Annotated in this window: 21 protein-coding genes; 9 read left to right on the plus strand and 12 right to left on the minus strand. The window is 41.2% G+C overall.

What is annotated here, in order from left to right:
• Nucleotides 1-7: 7 nt before the first annotated feature.
• The 8 genes from INE92_RS17075 (at nucleotide 8) to INE92_RS27170 (ending at nucleotide 9,952) form a co-directional block, all read left to right on the plus strand.
• Nucleotides 8-1,426 (plus strand): hypothetical protein, encoded by a 1,419-nt coding sequence (locus tag INE92_RS17075; RefSeq protein ID WP_005807987.1) that lies wholly within the window; start codon nucleotides 8-10, stop codon nucleotides 1,424-1,426.
• A gap of 2 nt (nucleotides 1,427-1,428) precedes the next feature.
• The gene (locus tag INE92_RS17080; protein ID WP_005807985.1) at nucleotides 1,429-4,911 is read left to right on the plus strand and encodes a hypothetical protein; all 3,483 of its coding nucleotides are present in this window, start codon (nucleotides 1,429-1,431) and stop codon (nucleotides 4,909-4,911) included.
• A complete protein-coding gene (locus INE92_RS17085; RefSeq protein WP_005807983.1) occupies nucleotides 4,904-5,767 on the plus strand; it encodes a hypothetical protein in 864 nt (287 codons plus the stop codon). The genes INE92_RS17080 and INE92_RS17085 overlap by 8 nt, the downstream gene beginning before the upstream one ends.
• Nucleotides 5,768-5,770: 3 nt before the next feature.
• Nucleotides 5,771-6,589 carry a hypothetical protein gene (locus INE92_RS17090; protein WP_005807981.1) on the plus strand — a complete coding sequence of 273 codons (819 nt, stop codon included), beginning with the start codon at nucleotides 5,771-5,773 and terminating at the stop codon, nucleotides 6,587-6,589.
• Nucleotides 6,590-6,592: 3 nt separating this feature from the next.
• Nucleotides 6,593-8,233, plus strand: a complete 1,641-nt coding sequence (locus tag INE92_RS17095) for a coiled-coil domain-containing protein (RefSeq protein WP_008665053.1) — start codon at nucleotides 6,593-6,595, stop codon at nucleotides 8,231-8,233.
• A 5-nt stretch (nucleotides 8,234-8,238) separates the two neighbouring features.
• Nucleotides 8,239-8,886 (plus strand): hypothetical protein, encoded by a 648-nt coding sequence (locus INE92_RS17100; RefSeq protein WP_005807978.1) that lies wholly within the window; start codon nucleotides 8,239-8,241, stop codon nucleotides 8,884-8,886.
• A 1-nt stretch (nucleotide 8,887) separates the two neighbouring features.
• Nucleotides 8,888-9,649, plus strand: a complete 762-nt coding sequence (locus INE92_RS17105; protein WP_008665050.1) for a S1C family serine protease — start codon at nucleotides 8,888-8,890, stop codon at nucleotides 9,647-9,649.
• A 63-nt stretch (nucleotides 9,650-9,712) separates the two neighbouring features.
• Entirely contained in the window at nucleotides 9,713-9,952 is a 240-nt protein-coding gene (locus tag INE92_RS27170) for a DUF6804 family protein (protein WP_317622663.1), read from the plus strand.
• Here INE92_RS27170 and INE92_RS17110 read toward each other — a convergent pair.
• The 5 genes from INE92_RS17110 to INE92_RS17130 form a co-directional block, all read right to left on the minus strand.
• Nucleotides 9,841-10,188, minus strand: coding sequence for a PcfJ domain-containing protein (locus tag INE92_RS17110; RefSeq protein WP_082431359.1), 348 nt, complete (start codon nucleotides 10,186-10,188; stop codon nucleotides 9,841-9,843). The two genes, INE92_RS27170 and INE92_RS17110, sit on opposite strands and share 112 nt — an antisense overlap.
• A 477-nt stretch (nucleotides 10,189-10,665) precedes the next feature.
• Nucleotides 10,666-10,878: an IS66 family transposase gene (locus INE92_RS27275; RefSeq protein ID WP_022219050.1), complete on the minus strand. Its 213-nt coding sequence runs from the start codon at nucleotides 10,876-10,878 to the stop codon at nucleotides 10,666-10,668.
• Nucleotides 10,879-10,963: 85 nt separating this feature from the next.
• Complete coding sequence (locus INE92_RS17120; protein ID WP_008665046.1) at nucleotides 10,964-11,542, minus strand: hypothetical protein; 579 nt, start codon at nucleotides 11,540-11,542, stop codon at nucleotides 10,964-10,966.
• Nucleotides 11,543-11,552: 10 nt separating this feature from the next.
• The gene (locus tag INE92_RS17125; RefSeq protein WP_022219048.1) at nucleotides 11,553-12,770 is read right to left on the minus strand and encodes a hypothetical protein; all 1,218 of its coding nucleotides are present in this window, start codon (nucleotides 12,768-12,770) and stop codon (nucleotides 11,553-11,555) included.
• Nucleotides 12,760-13,482 (minus strand): plasmid mobilization protein, encoded by a 723-nt coding sequence (locus INE92_RS17130; protein ID WP_211421195.1) that lies wholly within the window; start codon nucleotides 13,480-13,482, stop codon nucleotides 12,760-12,762. The genes INE92_RS17125 and INE92_RS17130 overlap by 11 nt, the downstream gene beginning before the upstream one ends.
• Here INE92_RS17130 and INE92_RS17135 point away from each other — a divergent pair.
• Nucleotides 13,467-13,700 (plus strand): hypothetical protein, encoded by a 234-nt coding sequence (locus INE92_RS17135; protein ID WP_157463314.1) that lies wholly within the window; start codon nucleotides 13,467-13,469, stop codon nucleotides 13,698-13,700. The genes INE92_RS17130 and INE92_RS17135 overlap by 16 nt on opposite strands.
• On the opposite strand, the gene INE92_RS17140 is transcribed toward INE92_RS17135, so the two are convergent.
• The 7 genes from INE92_RS17140 to INE92_RS17170 form a co-directional block, all read right to left on the minus strand.
• Nucleotides 13,668-14,141 (minus strand): hypothetical protein, encoded by a 474-nt coding sequence (locus tag INE92_RS17140; protein ID WP_008665043.1) that lies wholly within the window; start codon nucleotides 14,139-14,141, stop codon nucleotides 13,668-13,670. The two genes, INE92_RS17135 and INE92_RS17140, sit on opposite strands and share 33 nt — an antisense overlap.
• Nucleotides 14,142-14,169: 28 nt before the next feature.
• Complete coding sequence (locus INE92_RS17145; RefSeq protein ID WP_008665042.1) at nucleotides 14,170-14,412, minus strand: helix-turn-helix domain-containing protein; 243 nt, start codon at nucleotides 14,410-14,412, stop codon at nucleotides 14,170-14,172.
• A 247-nt stretch (nucleotides 14,413-14,659) separates the two neighbouring features.
• Nucleotides 14,660-15,073, minus strand: a complete 414-nt coding sequence (locus INE92_RS17150) for a hypothetical protein (protein WP_008665041.1) — start codon at nucleotides 15,071-15,073, stop codon at nucleotides 14,660-14,662.
• A complete protein-coding gene (locus INE92_RS17155; RefSeq protein WP_008665040.1) occupies nucleotides 15,070-15,690 on the minus strand; it encodes a hypothetical protein in 621 nt (206 codons plus the stop codon). Before INE92_RS17155 ends, INE92_RS17150 begins: the two co-directional genes overlap by 4 nt.
• 5 nt (nucleotides 15,691-15,695) lie before the next feature.
• Entirely contained in the window at nucleotides 15,696-17,129 is a 1,434-nt protein-coding gene (locus INE92_RS17160) for an AAA family ATPase (protein WP_008665039.1), read from the minus strand.
• A gap of 338 nt (nucleotides 17,130-17,467) precedes the next feature.
• Nucleotides 17,468-18,634 (minus strand): site-specific integrase, encoded by a 1,167-nt coding sequence (locus INE92_RS17165; RefSeq protein ID WP_022219044.1) that lies wholly within the window; start codon nucleotides 18,632-18,634, stop codon nucleotides 17,468-17,470.
• Between the two features lie 3 nt (nucleotides 18,635-18,637).
• On the minus strand, nucleotides 18,638-19,771 hold the full coding sequence (locus tag INE92_RS17170; RefSeq protein ID WP_008665036.1) for a site-specific integrase: 1,134 nt from the start codon (nucleotides 19,769-19,771) through the stop codon (nucleotides 18,638-18,640).
• Nucleotides 19,772-19,782 lie beyond the last annotated feature (11 nt).

Below are 19,782 nucleotides of genomic sequence, written 5' to 3' on the forward strand. Positions count from 1 at the left end.
ATAATATATGAGTAAGCTCTATGTTTTTGCAATAGGCGGGTCGGGGTCGCGTGTTTTAAGATCGCTTACAATGCTTCTTTCTTCAGGTGTACATACCGATTACGAAATTGTCCCTATGATTGTCGATCCGGATCAATCAAACGGTGATTTGGTTCGCACTGTTGATATTATGCGCTCTTATGAAAATATTCATAATGCTCTTAGTTTTAACAATAATGAAAAAAATGAATTCTTCAAAAATCCAATAAGTGCTCTCAATAACGATGGCAATTATCTACTTCCATTGATTGGAACTTCGGGAATATCATTTGAAAATTATCTGAGTCTTAGCACTATGTCTTTAGAAAATCAAGCCATCATGAGAATGTTGTTTTCTAATGCAAATTTGGCTTCAGATATGAATGTCGGTTTTAAGGGTAATCCTAATATTGGCAGTATTGTACTTAACCAATTCACCGACTCAAAAGACTACAATACTTTCGCAACGAATTTTGTTAATGGCGACAAGGTATTTATTATCAGTTCGATATTTGGAGGAACAGGTGCAAGTGGTTTTCCTCTTTTGTTAAAGAATATGAGAACAAATTCCAATACTGCATTAGCAAACGCACCAATTGGAGCAGTTTCTCTTCTTCCATATTTTAATCTTAAAACAGACAAAAAGAGTTCAATCCAAGCAGATTCTTTCATTACAAAAGCAAAAGCGGCTTTAAACTACTATGAGAAAAATGTCACCGGTAATAACACTTTAGACGATATGTATTATTTAGGTGATGATTTTTCAGCTGCTGGTTACGATAATTGTGACGGTGGTGGTAATCAACAAAATAATGCTCATTTGGTAGAAATGCTTGCGGCTCTTTCTATTATTGATTTTGCCGGAAAACAATCTCAACAGAACACAGTGAAAAATACCAATTTTCATGAATTTGGTCTTGAAAGTGATTCACAAAATGTTATGTTTGCTGACTTTGGAATTGAAACAAATAACATAATACGTAAGCCATTGTCTATGATGGCGATTTTAAATTCATATCTGAACAATCGTGATGCCTCACATCGTTCTTCACAGAAATGGGCAAAAGATAAGAGTTCTATCTTGGGGGATTCTTTTTGGAGATCTTCCAATTTCAGTACATACAACAAATATAAGCAATGCTTTGAAGAATGGCTTAGTGAGATGAAAGAAAATCATATTTCTTTTGAACCATTTAGACCGGATAAGTCTTCTGTAGATGCTTTAGATATTGTTGTAGGTATTACACCTCACTATGGCTTTTTGTCAAAGAAAGGCTGTGACTATATAGACAAGAAGCTAAGTGATAACATTGGTAAAATCTCCGCTAATCTCAATCCACTACAATCTTTTCTTGAGCTATTCTATATTACGCTTAAGGAAATATGTGAAAACAAACTTAAATTGTAATTATGGGACACATTTTCAGATTAAAAAGAGCAGGTATTGTTGCTACAAAGACTACTATCGTCGATTGGAGCAATTCAACTGCAACAACATATAATCATGGGTATGTTGATGGAATCTCTGATGCTACAACTACGCAAAACGAGATAACTTCAATTCCTTCTCCTTTTGCGAGAATAGAATTGGTAAAGGAAGCTTTTGGTAAGATTATTCCAGGCACATTAAATCAAATGTCTGTTGACGATGTAAAATCGCACCTATCAGGCAATACAATTTATCATAAAATGGTATCTGACACCTTGGATGTAGCTCAAATATTTTTCTCATATCCAACCATGCAAGATAAGGTTGACATTGTTGTTTGGAATATGAATCAAGAATTGCAGAAGCTATTGTTGTCACCTAATCCGAATCACCAAGTTGCTGGTAGATCATTAGACATGTTCCTCAAGCAAGATGCCTTAGGAAATGACCCATACAACTTTGGGAAAATGAAGAATATGTATATTCTTAAATATAAGGGATCAGGACAGAAACAGATGCACATCATTGGGGCTACTTCACCTGCAACACTATTTTTTTCTACAGCTAATAACGAGTCTGCTATATCAAAGGAGCTATGTTTCGGTACTGATTATGCATTTGATTCAAACTATTCATCTCTTGACCAAAGAGATCCAGAATTCTTGAAATATATGTTTGCATTTAGATACTCAAATGCGAACTTTAATAATGATTATCCTGAGGTTGCCAAATATATGGATGCTGTTTACTTCGTTCTTGATAATAGCCTCAAAAACGAAATTAATAGCATCCAAAATCAGTGTATTTCAATAATTCCTGGTACAAAAAACTTCGTAGATAAGACTTATGAAGCTCTTAGTGTCAATATTAATACTACAACATCTTTTGATGTCGAAATCAATGGAGTTTCATTCCATTGCAAAAGAGCTGTTGTCACAGGAAACTCTGATTTTGAATTACAAGCTCTGAAATCGACAGAAACATTACCGTTAGTTCTTCCTGTTGTCAGAGGAAACGCTTATGAAAACATGGAGTACTATGGTTCTAAATTTGGTAGAAGTTTTGATGTACCATATTATGATGCTTTGCCTCTTGCGCAACGGCGTCTGCCTGGCATTAATATCCAGCATCCTTATTTAACTATCAGCGACTTCCTTGAAGATAAAATTATAAAGCTCCCTTCTGCTATTAATAAAGCAGACTATTTTGATGGCAACTATCAGAGTTCAAATGGCAATGTTGAAGGTTATTTGTTCCCAATAAAGGATACTTTCTTTGATTACTTTACATCTGATTATTTAACGGGCTTGGCTCCATCAGGTAAAAAGGCTTTTGAAATTAAGCAAGTAGCTTCCGGAGTTGAAGTATCACTCCGTGTACCTATTAAGGCTGGAGAAGTAGAATATAAGCGAATATATACTCTTGATGTTAAAGCAGATGAGCAGAACAATAAGGGTGCAATTGTTGTTCCTGATGAGGATTTAGCAATAGGTGTATTTCCTCCTGTAAAATTTGCTCAAGAGGCTGATGCACATTATAGAATCGTTATTCTTTCCGATCATTCTGTAAATAAAGACTGCACTTGTGTTTGTTATACTAATATTGCTGGTAAGTTTGTACCAGATTATGTTACTAGAAATGTGGACATTCAAGAAGAACTAAGTTCAAAAGTGTACTTGTTGGACGGAAAAACTTTTGATTTTGCAAGAGTTTCTTTAGTTTCAGAATCTGGAAAAGAAAGAGTAGGCAGTGGATTGTTAATACCCAAGTTTAAACAACGTGCAGGTGCCGCCTCGTTGACATTTGCCATTGACTTAGGAACATCGAACACACATATAGAGTACTCTTCAGGTGATGACCAACTACCTAAGCCATTTGAATTTAATAGCGACCAGCCACAGTTCAGTCTGCTTTTTTCAACAGATAGTGCGGTGGTTATGGATCATATTAGAGGTGAGTTTATTCCTGAATCTATAGGTGTGAACGCTAATTGTCATTTTCCCATGCGCACTGTCCTTTGCATTGATAAAGTAAATTCCGGACGTAATGGCACTGGAATTGGAGCATATGAGCCATTTGGCAATGCATCTCCTGCATTTATGTATAATCAAAAAATAGTAGGCACAAAGTACAATGAGTACGTCCCTAACTTAAAGTGGAGTCAAGCTAGTCCCACTAATGAGCAAAGAATAAAATGTTATATCGAATCTTTGTTTATGATGATACGTACAAAAGTAGTTCAAGAAGGAGCTAGTATACAGCAAACGCAAATCAAATGGTTTTATCCAATAAGTATGTCTGCCTTTAAGAAAGGACTATTTGAGCGTTTGTGGACAGCTGCGTATAAAAAATACTTTAATCAAACCGGAGTTCCAACTTCTATAACAGAATCTGTTGCTCCATATTCATTCTTCCAAAAAACCAGATCTGATGTGACTAATATCGTTACAATTGATATAGGCGGGGGTACAACAGACATTGTTGTTGCGGATACAAATGGTGTAAAGTGTATATCATCCATGAGATTTGCTGCTGATGCAATCTTTGGTAATAGCTTAGTTAGCGTTCAAAATGGAGAACTAAACGGTATTATCAGACAATGTAAAGATGATTTCATTTCAAAACTTGAAGGTGAAGAGGAATTACAGAAAATGCTCATCCAAAAGACTGCTAATAACTATGGTAATTCTTCTGAGGTTGCATCTTTCTTGTTTTCTCTTGCTGATAACGAAAAGATTAAAGCAAAGTCTATGAGTGATGCAGTTGATTTTAATGCGTATTTAATGCGTAATGGAAGCCAAAAGATAGTATTCTTCATCTTCTATACTTCTATTATTTATCACTTGGCTCATCTCATGAAAGCAAAGGGATTAGAAGTTCCCGCGAATATAGCGTTTAGTGGTAATGGTTCGAAAGTAGTATCTGTTCTAAGTCCTAATAAATCTTCTCTTGAGAAGCTAACAAGGCACATTTTTAAGTTGGTGTATGATTCTGATATTGATAAGGATATTAAGCTGATACTAAATTCTGAGAACCCAAAGGAAGCTACTTGTAAGGGTGGTTTGTTCTTGAGCCACGAACCAACTAATATAGAATCCGCGAAGAGTATTCTTTTAGGAGTTTCAAGGAACTTACTGTGTGAATCAGAAACATATGCTGATGCACAGACAATGTATGATGATGTTGTTAAAGACGTAAGAGCCTATTTTAACTTTATTGCTTTGAAACTAGCACGTATTCAGGGATTTTCGTTAAGTAACGAGTTTGGTATTGATAAGCAACATCTTGATTTAGCTGCAAAGTGTTTCAACGAGAACCTGTCTACATATGTAGAGAAAGGTGTTCGTTTGAAATTGGATACTAGTGATGTCAGTCTTGATGATAAGTTAGAAGAGACTCTATTCTTCTATCCGATAATTGGTGTAATTAATGATTTAAGTAATAGAGTTTGTGAAAATGAATAATTCAAAGAGAAGAAGCGGCTTGTTTTTGTTTCATCTGCTTGCATACAGCTTTAACAATACTCTTTTTGCCCAAGATAGTATCAAGGTTAAGCAAGATTCTATTTTTGAGGAATTGACTTCAAAGGTGAATTGTCTAGAAACATCAACAAGAGATCTAAGTAATAGCTTAAATGAATCCATACATCATAATCTAATTAGTGGCTTTCCAGACATATATTTGATTTTGATACTTTGTGGTATCGCCATTTTATTTAGTCTATATGCAATCTATAAAGCACACACTAATTATGCATATAGTCATTCTGATATGGATTGCGACAATAGTTTTTCATTCAACGAACTGAAAAAAGATTACACGAAAATAGAAGATGAATTTGTACAGTTAAAGAATCGTATACACGTCCTTGAAAGTCAATTGAGTAATTCACGAAAAGTACAATCAAGCTCTACAACAGGAGGTGTGAAAAAGAATGCTTTTCGTGAACAGGGTACTAATTCTATGTTACCCAACACAGTGAAGCCAAAAGATAATAATGACAAAGTTGCCAATAAGCAAGCAGAAACTCGTGAATATATTTGGCTTAAAGCTGTTGATGGAGGAAAGTTGTCAATAGCTCAATCTGCTGATGTTGCCATGTATAGAGCGTGGAAAAGCAATGGCATTTATGCTTTTGAATTTTGTTGTGCAAAGACAGGTAAAGCTATTAATAACCGAACTAGCGTTATTGATCCTTTCTGTGAAGTTCAAACAAACGGAATTGATCCAGACCAAGCAAAGAGTGTAAATGTGAAGAAGCCTGGGAGCTTGTCTAGTGACTTTCAAGTTCTCACAAAAATTATAATCCAATATTGTTAAGTTATGTTTGAAGTCAATATAAAAGTAGATCCGCAGAATTCTTCTGACATGCAGCGTGCATTAGAATTCATTCTCAATCAACCTTGTATGAGTAGGTTCAAAGAGACATATTATAATAAATCGTCCTATCTTACAGGAAATTTGGCTGGTAATAGTAGAAACAACCAAGAACTCATCGATAAAATTAAGGAACTTGAAAAAGAAATTCAAAAGCATAAAAAAGAGAACGAAAAGAACCAAAAACTGCTTTCAGATAAGGATGTCGAGATTGAAAAGTTTCAGCAATCATTAGAAGAGCAAACTAAGAAATTCGATGAAGAAAACAAAAAAAACAACGAACTTGAAAGTGGTTGGGTAAAAGCTCTTGATGAGAAAGAAAAAATTGAAGAAGAGGCCAAAAGCCAGTTAGAAACATTAAAAAAAGAATATAACAAAAATCTAACCGATAAGGACAAAGAAATTTCTCGTCTTAGGAAGATGCTGGAAAGCTATTCTGTTAGTTTCGGCTCTGATGATCCTTCCGAGAAAATCTATTTTGAAGTATCAGAAAATGGTACACTAGAAGAGAGCATGATTTCGTCTGATTCTCTATATTGGGCAAGCAAAAGTGGCAGTATTTACAAATTTACAATTAATACTGACGATGGTCCTATGATTAAAGCCATATCAGATGTTAATCGATATCTCATTCCATATTGTGACATCCAAAATCAAATGGAAGGTGCCAATACAATCCAGATTATTTCTATTGGAGAAGCAAAACTGATGATGGGATCATTTCAAGTAGAAAAGAAAGCGGTTATTTCATTAATTAAGCAATAAACTATGTCTGTTCAATATTATATAGTAGCGATTGTCGTAGCATTTATCGTTGTCCTTCAAGTAATTGCATTCTTTAAGAACCTGTCAATTATTGGTAAACTTAGAGCATTGTTCCCTAATACAAATACATTGTCATTACATAAAGAAAGTAACACAATAGAATGCTCTCTTAATCATGCAGAATTTGAAGGAACTTTGCATGATATTAATGGGTATCTAAATGAAAATCAGAATACGTCTGCAGATTATCAGATAATCAAGGAGATAGTTGAAAGAGATTCCCAAAGAATAGAGGAAGATGTTGATACAATGTTATCGACACCCCTTTATCTTGGCCTTATGGCTACAATTTTAGGTGCCGCAATTGGAGTTGTATCTTTTGCTTGGACAGACCTTGGAACTTTATTGACAGGTACTAATATTCAGGTCGAAGGAATTAAGACTCTTCTGACTGATATTGGTATTGCTATGATTGCAAGCTTTCTTGGTGTCATGTTTACAGCCATTTCTACCTCAAAGTACAAGGAGGCACGAGGTGAGATGCTTAAGATGAAGAACAAATTTCTGTCTTGGATTCAGACAAAAGTTATGCCTAATATGTCAGATAACCTTACCGGTGCACTTACAAAAATGGCAAATGACTTAAACAATTTCAATAGTACTTTTGCTGAAAATACCAAAGAATTAAAGGAAACCTTATCTCAAGTAACTGACAATTATGACAATCAAGTAAAATTACTTGATGCTATTGATAAAATAAAGATTGCTAAGATTGCTAAAGCTAATGTAGAAGTATATGATAAGCTGCAAGGATGTACAGAAGAGTTGGAACGCCTTTTTGAACATCTTGGAAATTCAGAAGAATATATAGCTCAGGTAGTTAAATTGAATTCACGCTTGGGTGATATTGAGGACAGGACTCGTCTTTCTGAAGAATTAGGTAATTATTTCAAGAGTGAGATTGAATATGTTCAAGACAGACAAGGAATGATGAGACAACAGATGTCTAGTCTAGACTCTGTTGTTCAAGATGCCTTGGATAATTTAGGAACAAGTCTAGCTGGAAGTATCTCTAATTTGACTGAGGTTTTCCAAAAGCAAAATCAACAAGTTCAAGCATTGATTGAAGAACAACAAGAGAGTCTTTCAAAAGCACTTGAAGATCAACGTGTAGCTATTAATAATAAGATAGCAGAAATTAATGACCCATTTGGTGGACTAAAGGATACATTCAAAGAGGTAGAAGAACAATCTCGTCAAGGCATTGAGAGTATATCAAGTACTTTTGAAACTCAGAACACAGCAATCAAAGAAATGTTAGCTGCACAAAAGGAATTGCTTGAAAATGAGATCTCAACTCAGCGCGAATCATTAAAGTTACAATTCGCAAATGTGCCAAGTCAAATGAACGAGTTGGCTAAAGTAATGGAGAAACTGAATCAAACAATACTAACTCAACAACAAAAGATTGATGAGCAAGGTAATGCAATTCAAACTCTAGCAAGTTCTATTGGTACACCATTGGATTCTAAAGGAAATACTAAGCGTAATTGGATGAATGTAGCAATTGCTGTTGGCGTTTGTGGTTCATTTATTATGCTTCTTGCTATGCTTTGCGTCCAAGTGTTTGATATTAAAATCTAACATGTATGGCAAAAGGAAATAAGAAATCTTTGTTTTGGACAAGCTATTCAGATTTGATGACTAGCTTGTTCTTTACATTACTTGTACTCTTTGTTGTAGCGATTATTGCAATGGGACGAGCACTCAAAAAAGCAAATGATTTACAAATTGCAACTCAAGCAGAAATCGATAAGATTCATAATATTGAAAATAGCATACAAAATATTGATAGTAAATGGTTTGAGTACAATGAACTGCATAAGAAACATGTGCTAAAGATTGATGTCTCGTTCCCAATAGGTCAATCTGAAATTACTCATATTCCACTAGAAAAAAGAGAAGAACTATATAGCGCAGGCTTAGCAATAGATCAATTCCTAAGGCATGCAGAAGAAGAGTATGGTGAGTCGGTAAAGTATTTGTTAATTATTGAAGGTCAAGCCTCCAATGATGGATTTACTGGAAATTTTGATTTGAGTTACCAAAGGGCTTTGTCTTTGTATCGCTATTTTCAAATTAACCGCCATTTGGATTTAAAGCGACAAAATTGTGAAGTGCTAGTCTGTGGTAGTGGCACAGAAGGTGCTTTAAGAGCATATCCTGATAATGCTTCTAATACTAAAAATCAAAGATTTCTAATACATATTTTACCCAAGCCGGGGGTTATTAACTAGTATGAAAAAAATATCAGTATTACTAATTGTTTTCTGTTGCGTCACTTTCATTAGCTGCCGTAAATCTGCAAGAAATCAAAGAGAGCGGTTTAGATCAACCGAAATAGTAACCGAAAGTGATAGAGATGGTTCTCCTACAAAAGAAGTTCGAGAAAGACGAACGTCATCAAGTCAAAAAAGGGAAAATAGCAAACGTTCTAATCATAAACTAGAAGGTTCTCAAGTTTTCGATAGATATGGTAATGCTGTATTTATGATTTTTACGAGTGATGGCAGTAATGGGTATCAAGGCTCAGGTTTCTTTGTGAGTAACGATGGGCTTGCCGTTAGTAACTATCACGTATTTAAAGGGACTACCATTGGTAGAGAACAGATAAAGTTGGCTGGCAGTAATAAATCGTATTCTGTAGCAAAAGTCCTTCATAAAAGTGAAAAAGAGGATTTTATCGTATTTAAGGTAAACTGCCAAAATACAAATTACATTCCGATAGCAAAATCTAAACCTAAAATTGGAGATAAAGTCTATGCAATCGGTAGTCCACGAGGATTGGAAAACACTTTCTCTTCAGGAGAAGTTTCACAATGGCGTGCAGATAATTTAATGCAGATAAGCGCACTTATTGATCACGGAAGTAGTGGCGGTGCACTAATCAATGAGTATGGAGAAGCCATTGGCATCACTTCCGGTTCTTTTGCTGATGGTTCTCAAGCTAATTTAAATTATGCTTGGAGTATAGATGTTGTCAAACCATATATAGAATAAATCCACATGAAACCGATATTGAAACTTATAATCGCCATAATGCTAATTCTTTGCTTAGCAGATATGCCATATGGCTTCTATGAATTAGTGAGATTTGCAGCGGCAGGTACATTTGTTTATCTATCATATGACTATTTTAAAAATAAAAGAGATGGACTTGGGTTCTTATTTGCTGGATTAGCTCTTTTGTTTCAGCCATTCTTCAAAGTTGCACTCGGAAGAGTTCTTTGGAATATCATTGACTTAGTAGTAGCTGTAGCTTTGATATTTCTTCTAATAAGAACCTTTAAGAAAAAACTATGACGAAGGATGGATACCTGAGAGTTTCCGATGATAAGAAGATCATTACATATGTCGTTGTCAGTGATAACAATACCGAAGAAACAAGATTTATTCTTGTAAAATTCATCTTCTCGCTGCTTGGCTCTTTGTAGCTTCTCTATGCTTCTGCGCTTTTCCTCCGCTGCATTCACCTTATGCAGCCAGCGGTCGTGTTCCGCTTTAAGGTCTTTCAGACAGATGTACTTCACGCTGCGAATGTCTTTGCGTAAGCATTAACTGAAATACACCTTTTAGAGGTTGTTATCGTGTTGTAATTTTGCCACGTGCAAAGTTGCACCGATAACACCCTTTATAATTATGACAAGATTAGAATTTGAAGAACTTCAGTTAATGCTTACGTCTTTGCCACACTTTTCAAGCAAACGTATGGTGTCGCACCACATTTCGTAGTCCTTCGGCACATAGAGCTATCTGGTAGGATGCCCAGCAAGTATCAAGGTAAGCATTCGGTCAACTACAGGTATTGAACCTTGATCTACAACAATAGCGACTGTCACTATGAATCCAATAGTTGCAGTCGCTATTATTTTGTTGAACCTCTATGGCTACAGTCAACGTTAGTTGGAAGATTCTCCGTTTTGTTTCGTCACTACACTTTCCGGATGTTGCAACTTCCATTTGTATGGAAGTTGTTGTAAGAGTTCCTCGCGGCTTGCCCTTTTAAGATAAGGTATTCAGGCGATGGTATCATTCAGATAATCCCTTGGGTTGACATCGTGGTGAGCCTTGCAGGTAGCAAGCAGTGAACAAATGACCGACATGTTAGCAGCAGCTTCGTGGTTGCCGCAGAAAAGGTAGTTTTTCCGGCCAAGGGTGATAGGGCGGATGGCATTTTCAGCCGGATTGTTATCCCAAAGCAACCGTCCGTCCTCCAGACATCTCATCATGTTGTCCCATCGGGTATATGTATATGAACAACTTTATAGTGGTATTATAAAAACACTCTTTTTCAAAAGTTGCAATAATTGGGATTTATTGCTGCTTCTGACTATAAGTAAAGGCTATGGCTATAAGTATCAGGACAATCAACACGGAGTATATGACTATTATTTCAGCCAATATCCCGGTATGAAGCAGTTTTACGTTGGCGAAAACTACAATCGCGAAGAATGTGGAAAGAAGTATCAGCAACGCAACCATACACCAGAATGTTGTCGGAGTGAGGGGTATGCGGCTCGCATTCCTACGAATGTCATTCCCCACCCGCTCGTGTTCCTTGCGGATTTTCGAGACGGCATTGTCGGCAATGGCGTGTAACTCATTCTGTAACGTTTTCTTGTCCGCATCGGTCAGCTTGACAGGTAGGGCGGTTTTCAAAAGTTCAAGCAGGTTGAGTATGGTTTCGGAAAGCACTCCGGATTTCTCGACAAGGTTGCATAGTTGGTTGTAAGCCCTGCCGATTTCCGGTTTGAGGTCTCGGAACTCGTTTGCCAACGCATTATTACGCTGCTCAAGACGCTGGTGACGCAAGATTTCTTTATTGTCATTTTCATCTTGCGTAACATCGCCTTGTATCATATCATTACTGTAATCGAATTTTTTGTTTGCCATAGTTCTTCGCCTATCGCCTGATTGATGATTTGGGTTTCTTTCCAAGTTTCCTTATGGCGGCACGGGCGCATCTTCGGGCACGTTCCATTTCGTCCTCGTCCTCTTTCCGTCCCCACGGCAAATCGTTGGAAGTTCCGCCTCCGCCACCGGACGGGACAGCCGGGACACTCATCATGCCGACAAACAGAGCCACGGCATAGTCGGTAAGCTCTTTGTGGTTCACCATCTCCCGATAGTCAAACTTGTCATCGAATAACCGCATGACATGATCGGGGAGATAGAAACGGTAATCCTTGCCTTCATGCGCAAGTTCATATCTTGATGTTCCTTCACGCCATGCGGAATAGTCTATAACAGGCCTGTCGCAAGCCGTTGCAGGTTTTGTGTCGGGAGTTGTTGCTGTCTGTGTTTTTATCTTGTTTTCATTCTGCTTCAATTCTGTTACAGACTTGTTGTGAAGTTTCTGCCATGTCGCTTCAATCTTCGAAACCATCAGGTTACGGTCTTTGCCGAGTTCCGAAGCCTTGTAGATGACATCCCCGACACCGACCGTATAACCGCGCAATACACCTTTCTTGTCCCGCCGTTCTTCGAGTGTGTAGCCTTTTGCCCGTATCTTTGCGACATAATCGTCCCATGACCATGACGGCATTGAACGTAAAACTTCCATAAGTCCTGCTGCAACTTCATCGGCATTCGTCCTGCGGATGTCCATTGCCGTAGTCCAACCTCTCTTTCGGGCCACACGCTCCGCCGCATACTGTGCGCGTAAATGTATGTTGTGGTCATTGTTGGTTCTGCCTTCCTTATCCTTGCGGCAGACTGCGGCGTGTAGATGGGGGATGCCACTCTTTGATTCCAAGTGCAGCCACACGCTGTATATACTTCCGGAAAGGTTTGTCTTGTGGGAATAGATTTCACCTTGCCTGTTCCTAAACTCTATACAGTCATACTCCCGGACAAAGTCATTCCATAGCTTTTCCCAGTCTTTCATGGTAAAGTGTTCCGTATGCTCCTTTGCCGGACTGATTTCAATGCGGATAACGTTCTTGCCTTTCGGTGCATGGGCTTTCATCATGTCCCATATGCCTTGCGCATCAAGTCTGCATGGAAGCAAGTTGTCCTTGACGTGGTATATCAGTTCGGGATACTTCTTATTCCTCGACTCTCCTGTGATGTACCGGATGTTGTTTATCCCGTGACTGATGGATTTTGCCTTACCTATCATAACTATTCTTCTGTTTCTGTTGTTCTTGTATTTGGGGAGTTTCCGGAATCCAGTTCGGTGAAAAATGGCTGTCAATCAACTTTGTAACCACTTTTGCTGTCCTGCCGAGCAGTTGCAATGCACCGACCATCCACGTCTGGTTGCGGAACATCGCACGTCGTTCCTCCTGCGGCATGGCGTTGAGCATGGACGTGTATCTGGCGTAATCGCTCCGTGCCATGATGAGTTCGTCACGTACTGCCTCCTGTCTTGGGGTCAGTCGCGCTTTGGGTCTATAATTGTACGACCGTGCCAGCACATAGTCGCTGAGGGGCATGCCGCACTTGTCGGCCAACCTTCCGATATGTTCCCGTTGCGTCTTACTGACACGGAACGAGATGGTCGAATCACGCCTTTCCCGTTTAGTTCCAGTACTTTTGGTATCTTCGGTTTGCTGTGCTGTTTCCTGTTCTCTATCCATAAAAAAGGGGTTAAAGTGATACAATAGGTATGTTACGGTGCGAGCCTGCGAGCGGCGTTCCCCATTGTCCCCGTCGGACAATGGCAAGGGTGCCGTGTATGGAATGACCGCCAGGGAGTGTAATACATCGGCATATCTTGTAATAGGATGCCATTCCCTGCTTCCCCAATACGGTTCACCCTGCTGGATGGATGTCCACAAATACCTTACGGAATCTGTCGGCTGTGTATAAAAGGATGGGGGGTGCAACAAATGGTTTCGGCATTGTTGTCGGTTATCCCTACAAGCCGTTGCAGCTTCTGCCGCTGTTCCTTGTCGGGGCTGCCGACATCTTTGCAGGGAAACGACATCGGAGTATCGGACATTTCTGTTCCCCTTATTTCGCAAAAGTTCACAGAGGGTGGTTCTTGACTGCCAACACTCCGATTGCCTTGTTGTCAACTCCTGCCCGCAGTAGTGGGAGGTTGTGATTGCAAGTGTTGTCGTGCATCCTCCACGGCCTTGAAGTCCGATGAGATTTTCATCAGTGCGACACTGACACGGCATAGCTGGCCGATGTTGACGAACTCCTTGACGGCTTCCATCAGCTTCTGCGCACGTTCCTGCCGGTGTCTCATTACAGTTTCATTGCTTGTTCCGTTTTCCTTTATAAGCCCGTGGTTGAGAAAGCGGTTTACGGCAAGCTGGTCGGTTGCCTCAATCGTTTCGGTATCACCCTTGCCGGTGGCATAACCGACCATCACACGGATGGAATCCGCCTCGTAAGGCGTGCAGCGTCGGAGAAAATCCAGAATGGTCTGCGCTTTCGCTCCGATGGCGGAGCGTGTCGTCTTTGTCTTGGTTTCCTTGTTTGTGGAATCCTGCGGTACGGTATTCCTGATGCCTGTACCGGTCATGTTTGAATCGTTCATACTGTTTCTGTTTTTATAAGTGGATAAATCATTTGTCCTTCTCACGGTTTGCCAGATACCGTGAAGTCTCGCTGTCTATCTCGTCCTGCGACTTTACCCTTACCCGTTTCAGCCAGGCATCAAGGTCTTCCTTTGCGAAGAAGCACAGCTTGCCTCCCGGCTTGTAGTAAGGGATTGCGCGGCGCATCATCATCTTGTAGAGATAGCTCGGTTTCACTCCGAGATACCGGGCCGCTTCGGTGGTGGTCATTAAGTTGCGTTCATTCTCCATGTCACTTGTCCTTTTATTGTTTCAACTGTCTTTCAAATCCTGTCACAACGGTGTGGAACACATTGGCATTTAGCCTTTTGTTGCCTTCCGTTTCGTTTGCAAAGTTACTTTGGACTCAAAAGGGGACAATGTGGGGCGAATGGGGAAAGTGCATAAAAGCGGCAGTGCACCATACTGCTGGCATTCAACAGTATGGCGCACTGCCATGATAGGAAAATGTTATCTCAAATGGGGGACTGGCGGGCAGTTACGGGGTGTTTCTAAACCTTCTCGCGTTTTCGATAGCCTTGTCAACGGATTTGCGGTATTCACGGTTCTCTTCTGTCGTACCCTTGCCGCATACATCACTGCGGTGCTTGTCGTAGTATGACTTGGATATGCCGCAGCGTTTCAGAAACTCTTCCGCCCAAAGTTTGCCACGCTCACGCGGCCTGATGGTCTGCGAGACGGAAAACACCATGTAGCAGACACGCAGGTTCTCTTTCGGGCGCACGGCAACAGCCCGTGATGTGGGTTTCAGGTTCATGAAGTTCACGAAGTCGCTGCCCGACACGTACTCGAACTGACAGTCGTTGCACACCTCGTAGATGAACAGGCACAGGGCGAGGTCAACGGTGTCCATCCATGCGGATGTCTCCTGCAACAGGTCTGTCCGGGTCATGGCTCGTCCTCCTTCATGCGGCTGATGTCGGCAATGATACTTTCCGCGATACCTTTCAGGCGTTCCACCAGAACGTCAAGGAACATCGGCTTGAAACAGTACACATAGAAATACCGGTCACGCTCCTGCTGCCACTCGTTATATAAGAGGTTCACGCGCGCATGAGCCTCGTCATATTCTGTTTTTGCCGTATCGCATTCCGCATCAAGTGACTTGTATTCGTCGGACTCCAGCGGCAGGAAGTCCAGCTGGTTGCTCACCGCAGAATAGTTCTGCCACAAAATTGTGGCGGTTTCCTTGGCTTCTTCGTATCTACGCTCAAACGGCCTGAGGTGTTCTTCAAAAAACGCTTTGAAATCCACGGTCTGCAATACCGACCTGTCAAGCGACAGGTATCTGTTCGTTTCCGAAATAAGGGAGGATGAAAGTTCCGACAGTTGTCCGGGATTCTCCTTTGCCAAGAGGGTGGCCCCACCTACAAGGCTGTTTGTATCGCTGAAATCACGATAGAACAGGGATAATGTCAAAGCCTGGGCAAAAGAGAAATCGTCTTGCCTACAAGTGGTGAGAAGTGTGTTTACCTCACTCAGCCGTTGTATAATTTGCTGTATCATCATAATTGTCAGGAATTGAAAAGGGCATCCATTGTCACCTCGCTGTGGACGATGCTCTTGTGCTTGCCATTGGCAACGCCATAAGTGGTTATAAATGTATGTACTAATGATTTTTTATTTGCGGTCAAATATTTGAATAAGCCCATTCTTTCTCGAAGTTTTTTCTCGTAGTCTTGGGAGATATGATAAACTCCTTCCGAGAATTTCATTTCGCAAAGATGAATCATACGGTCCGCACGTTCAATAATCATATCTATTTGCGCTCCCGGAGTCTGTTCTTTCTCATTTGGTTTGCAATGCCATGTGGAAACCGATGTGGCCATTCCCGATATGCCCAATGCTTTTTTTATCTGGTTGTGATGCCGCAGGCAGACAAGCTCGAAACTTACTCCCATCCATGACGTGACGCTTTGCGAATCAAAGTTATTGCTCCACCATTGTTCATCCTTGGTGTTGTTCGATTTGATAAACTTATAATAAAACAAAGTGTAGAAGTCCGTAAGACGAAGTATTTCCTGCCGTTTCTTGTTGCCATATTGAGACCATCTTTCGATAAAGTCACAACGCTCAAGATTTTTAAGTACACGGGTCAACTTACCTCCTTCCAGTTTGATTTCCTTTGCGATTTCCTGAAATGTCAATCCCGACTTATGCGCACTCAACACCTTGACGGTATCAATATAGTAATCCGCATTTGAGAACAAGGCGTTGTACAGTTCATCAAATTCTATCCGCAATTTGCCATCGGGTCTGAAACAGAGAAGGTCGATGTTCTGCATCAGGCTCTTTTCCGGTGCCAGTATACTATAATAATAAGGTACTCCGCCTAACAGCATATAAGATTGCAATATCTGATACCTGTCCCAGAACATCCCTCGATTTTCCAGATATTTCTCCGTTTCACGCAACGTAAAAGGTGCAAGATGCAGCTGGCATGTGACCCGGGCATGAAGTCCGCCCTTGTTTCCAACCAATTTGTCCCTCATCCAAGAAGTGGCAGAACCTGTGGCAATCATCATCACATTTTCGCGGCTCATCGCCCAGCCATTCCAGAAATTTTCCAATGCAACTACGAAATTGGAGCGGCCTGAATCCATCCACGGCATTTCATCAATGAACACAATTCTCTTCCTGTCCGCAGGCAGATGCTCCAGATAATCCTGCAATGCGTCAAAAGCATCAAACCAGTCTGAAAAGTGGTAGCTTGAAATGCCGGAATACTCTTTGAGGACTTTGGCGAACCTCCGCAACTGGTTTTTGGTTGTCAGCCCACGTACCCCGACAAACCAGAAGTCGAAGTGCTTTTCAAAATATTGCTCTATAAGGAATGTCTTGCCTATGCGACGACGGCCATATACTATGATAAGTTCCGAACGGTCTGATTCCAGACAGCGTTCGAGTTCACCACATTCATATTCACGGCCTATGAGTTTTTCTGTCATATTTCTTTGTTTTGTTGCAAAGTTAACGGTTATATTTGATTCAACCAATTATTTTGCCCACAAACAAGACTTTATCATGCGTATTTATTCATAAGAAGTCCAATGAAAGGGCAAAATCTGTATAAAAAACCACTCAATAGACTTTATGTTTATTTTCAGGGCAGATAAAGTCAATCGTACAGAGCCGTTCTTATATGACAGAAGGATTGGAGCGGAACATACTATTTAAGACAAAAAATGAGCTGAAAACAGACCTAAAACAGCAAACGTGATGTTAATCAGGTCTATTTTCGGACTAAAATAGTTTGTCCAATGCCGAAGTTATTCATTGCATTTTATCAGTCAGATTCCATCTGCTCGAACATTTTGTCAACCATATTGACAGCCTCAATCTTCTTGCTGTCAACGATTTTCGCGTATATCTGCGTAGTGCGCACGTCGGCATGTCCCATCAGCTTGCAGGTCGTATAAAGGTCAGCCCCCACGGTCATCATCATCGTTCCGAAGGTATGGCGGCTTGTGTGGTAGGTGATTTTCTTGTCGATACCGGCCTTCTCCACCCATTGTTTGAGGATTTTGTTGGTGGTCGGGCGTGACGGAAGTTCCGCGAAAACAAACGTCTCGTCACTGTCGTCCGCTTTCCGCTCAGGCAGCCACTTGACTGCATTTTGCGAGAGCGGCGTATAAATGGGGGTGGATGTCTTCTGTTGCACGGTGGCAATCATATACCTGCCGTCATTGCATATAATGTCTTTCCAGCAAAGGGTTTCCATGTCGCTCAGGCGCAGTCCGCAATAGCAAGAGAACAAGTAGGCTTGTTTTACTGTTCTGTTACGGCATTCGGTGGCTATAAGGAGCTTCACTTCCTCGATGGCAAGGAACTGGCGTTTTGATTCCGGTTTCTTTACACGTTCCGAAGCCGAGAGCAGCATGAACGGATTTTCACCCAGCCATTCCGCACGGACAGCGGCATTCAGAGCAATGGAGAGTTGGGAGATATAGGCCACGACTGTTCCCTGTTCCAGCAGTTTTTCCTGTCTGCCTTTATAAGTGTGTTGGAGCCAATCAATGAAACCGAGTGCCCACTTCTTGTCAATGTCGCCCATCCGGGTACTTTTGCCGTATTGGTTGATGACCTTTATAATGCTTCTCAATTTGTCGATACGCTTGATACCCTTGCGCTCCTGGTTGGAATAGAATTTTTCCAGCCAGTCCGCCAACATCAGTTTCTGCCATGCGAACTTGTTCCTGATTCCGGCTCTGGAATTTGTAATCTCGATGATGCGCTGCGACTTTATGGTCTCGACAGCCTCACGGGTGGCGCGGTTCTGCTCCCTGACCCTCGCGTTGACTTCCGGCAGGTGGTACATCTTCAGAAACTCATAACTCCGCTTGCCGTTGACATAGATGTCAAGGTAGTACGATTCGGAACCGTCCGCAAGTTTCTTTGTACGGACTCTTACAGGCTCTTTCAGTTTGCTTGATTTTTTATTTGTCACTGCCATGTCTTAAAATACTTTGTCTATCAGTGAAACGGCCTCTTCTTTTTTCCTGTCAACGATTTTTGCGTAAACCTGCGTGGGGCGCACATCGGCATGTCCCATCATCTTGCTGGCGGTATAAAGGTCAACCCCGGCGGTTATCAGCATTGTTCCGTAGGTATGGCGGCTCAGGTGAAAATGAAGGTGTCTGTCCAGCCCTGCCAGTTCCGCCCATTTACGTAAATGCTTGTTCAGGACGGTATGGGACGGAAGCGAGAATACCGATGCCTCCGGTTCTCCCCGCTCAGGAAGCCACGATAACGCCTTGGCGGGAAGAGGAAGCGATATGGGTTTGGAGTTTTTCTGCATCACCACCGATACGAAGTGTTGCCCGCCATTGACGGATATGTCACTCCAGCACAAGTCCGTAACATCGCCTACACGCAATCCGCAATAGCAGGTAAACAGAAATGCCCTGCGTATATTCTCCTTGATATAGGGGGTGTCCTCCAGTTTGCGGACTTCGTCAAGGGTCAGGAACTCACGCTTGCTTTCCGGTCTCGCTATCTTTTCCTTGGCGCTCAGCAGTTTCCAAGGATTGTTCTTTATATACCCTTTCTGCCAGGCAGCGGACAGGATGATGCCGAGAATCCAGAAACAGGAACAGGCGGTGGCTTGGGCGAGCGGCTTTCCTTGCGGAGTGAGAGGTTCGGATTGAAGCCACTCGGCATAATCGGTACAGAATCTCTTGTTTATGTCACACAATCTTGTACCGGGGCGGAACTTCTCGAATTTGGTACGTGATGCCCTTAAATGCAGATGTGCGGGCTGTTCCCGTTGCTTGTATTCCTCCATCAACAGGCCAATGAAGTCGGACAACAACATCTTGGACTTGTCTTTGGCTGCTTCCTCCTGTGCCTTGTCATCAACCATGTTTTCGGTCTTGGCAATGATGAGTTCCTCCGCCTGACGGAGCGTTTTTGCATTTTCACGTTTCGCCTTGACGGAATTTTCCGGTACAAGATACAATTTAAGGAACTCGTATTCGTGCTTGCCGTCAACCGTGCGGTCTATAAAAAGGGACTCACGGCCGTCCGTAAGTTTTCTTCTCCGCAGCTTGAACGGACTTTTGTCTACTTTTGATTGCTTTTTTCTACCCATTGTGCTCCAGT

It is taken from the genome of Bacteroides xylanisolvens (assembly GCF_018289135.1).
GTDB classification, from domain to species: Bacteria; Bacteroidota; Bacteroidia; order Bacteroidales; family Bacteroidaceae; genus Bacteroides; species Bacteroides xylanisolvens.

Coding starts and splice junctions, on each gene's coding strand:
- INE92_RS17085 (WP_005807983.1), top strand. CDS start 4,904: ATGAATAATTCAAAGAGAAGAAGCGGCTTGTTTTTGTTTCATCTGCTT.
- INE92_RS17100 (WP_005807978.1), top strand. CDS start 8,239: ATGGCAAAAGGAAATAAGAAATCTTTGTTTTGGACAAGCTATTCAGAT.
- INE92_RS27275 (WP_022219050.1), bottom strand. CDS start 10,878: ATGATGAGATGTCTGGAGGACGGACGGTTGCTTTGGGATAACAATCCG.
- INE92_RS17170 (WP_008665036.1), bottom strand. CDS start 19,771: ATGGGTAGAAAAAAGCAATCAAAAGTAGACAAAAGTCCGTTCAAGCTG.
- INE92_RS17095 (WP_008665053.1), top strand. CDS start 6,593: ATGTCTGTTCAATATTATATAGTAGCGATTGTCGTAGCATTTATCGTT.
- INE92_RS17155 (WP_008665040.1), bottom strand. CDS start 15,690: ATGATGATACAGCAAATTATACAACGGCTGAGTGAGGTAAACACACTT.
- INE92_RS17150 (WP_008665041.1), bottom strand. CDS start 15,073: ATGACCCGGACAGACCTGTTGCAGGAGACATCCGCATGGATGGACACC.
- INE92_RS17135 (WP_157463314.1), top strand. CDS start 13,467: ATGGGGGGTGCAACAAATGGTTTCGGCATTGTTGTCGGTTATCCCTAC.
- INE92_RS17125 (WP_022219048.1), bottom strand. CDS start 12,770: ATGATAGGTAAGGCAAAATCCATCAGTCACGGGATAAACAACATCCGG.
- INE92_RS17160 (WP_008665039.1), bottom strand. CDS start 17,129: ATGACAGAAAAACTCATAGGCCGTGAATATGAATGTGGTGAACTCGAA.
- INE92_RS17140 (WP_008665043.1), bottom strand. CDS start 14,141: ATGAACGATTCAAACATGACCGGTACAGGCATCAGGAATACCGTACCG.
- INE92_RS17075 (WP_005807987.1), top strand. CDS start 8: ATGAGTAAGCTCTATGTTTTTGCAATAGGCGGGTCGGGGTCGCGTGTT.
- INE92_RS27170 (WP_317622663.1), top strand. CDS start 9,713: ATGCCATATGGCTTCTATGAATTAGTGAGATTTGCAGCGGCAGGTACA.
- INE92_RS17090 (WP_005807981.1), top strand. CDS start 5,771: ATGTTTGAAGTCAATATAAAAGTAGATCCGCAGAATTCTTCTGACATG.
- INE92_RS17105 (WP_008665050.1), top strand. CDS start 8,888: ATGAAAAAAATATCAGTATTACTAATTGTTTTCTGTTGCGTCACTTTC.
- INE92_RS17145 (WP_008665042.1), bottom strand. CDS start 14,412: ATGGAGAATGAACGCAACTTAATGACCACCACCGAAGCGGCCCGGTAT.
- INE92_RS17080 (WP_005807985.1), top strand. CDS start 1,429: ATGGGACACATTTTCAGATTAAAAAGAGCAGGTATTGTTGCTACAAAG.
- INE92_RS17165 (WP_022219044.1), bottom strand. CDS start 18,634: ATGGCAGTGACAAATAAAAAATCAAGCAAACTGAAAGAGCCTGTAAGA.
- INE92_RS17120 (WP_008665046.1), bottom strand. CDS start 11,542: ATGGCAAACAAAAAATTCGATTACAGTAATGATATGATACAAGGCGAT.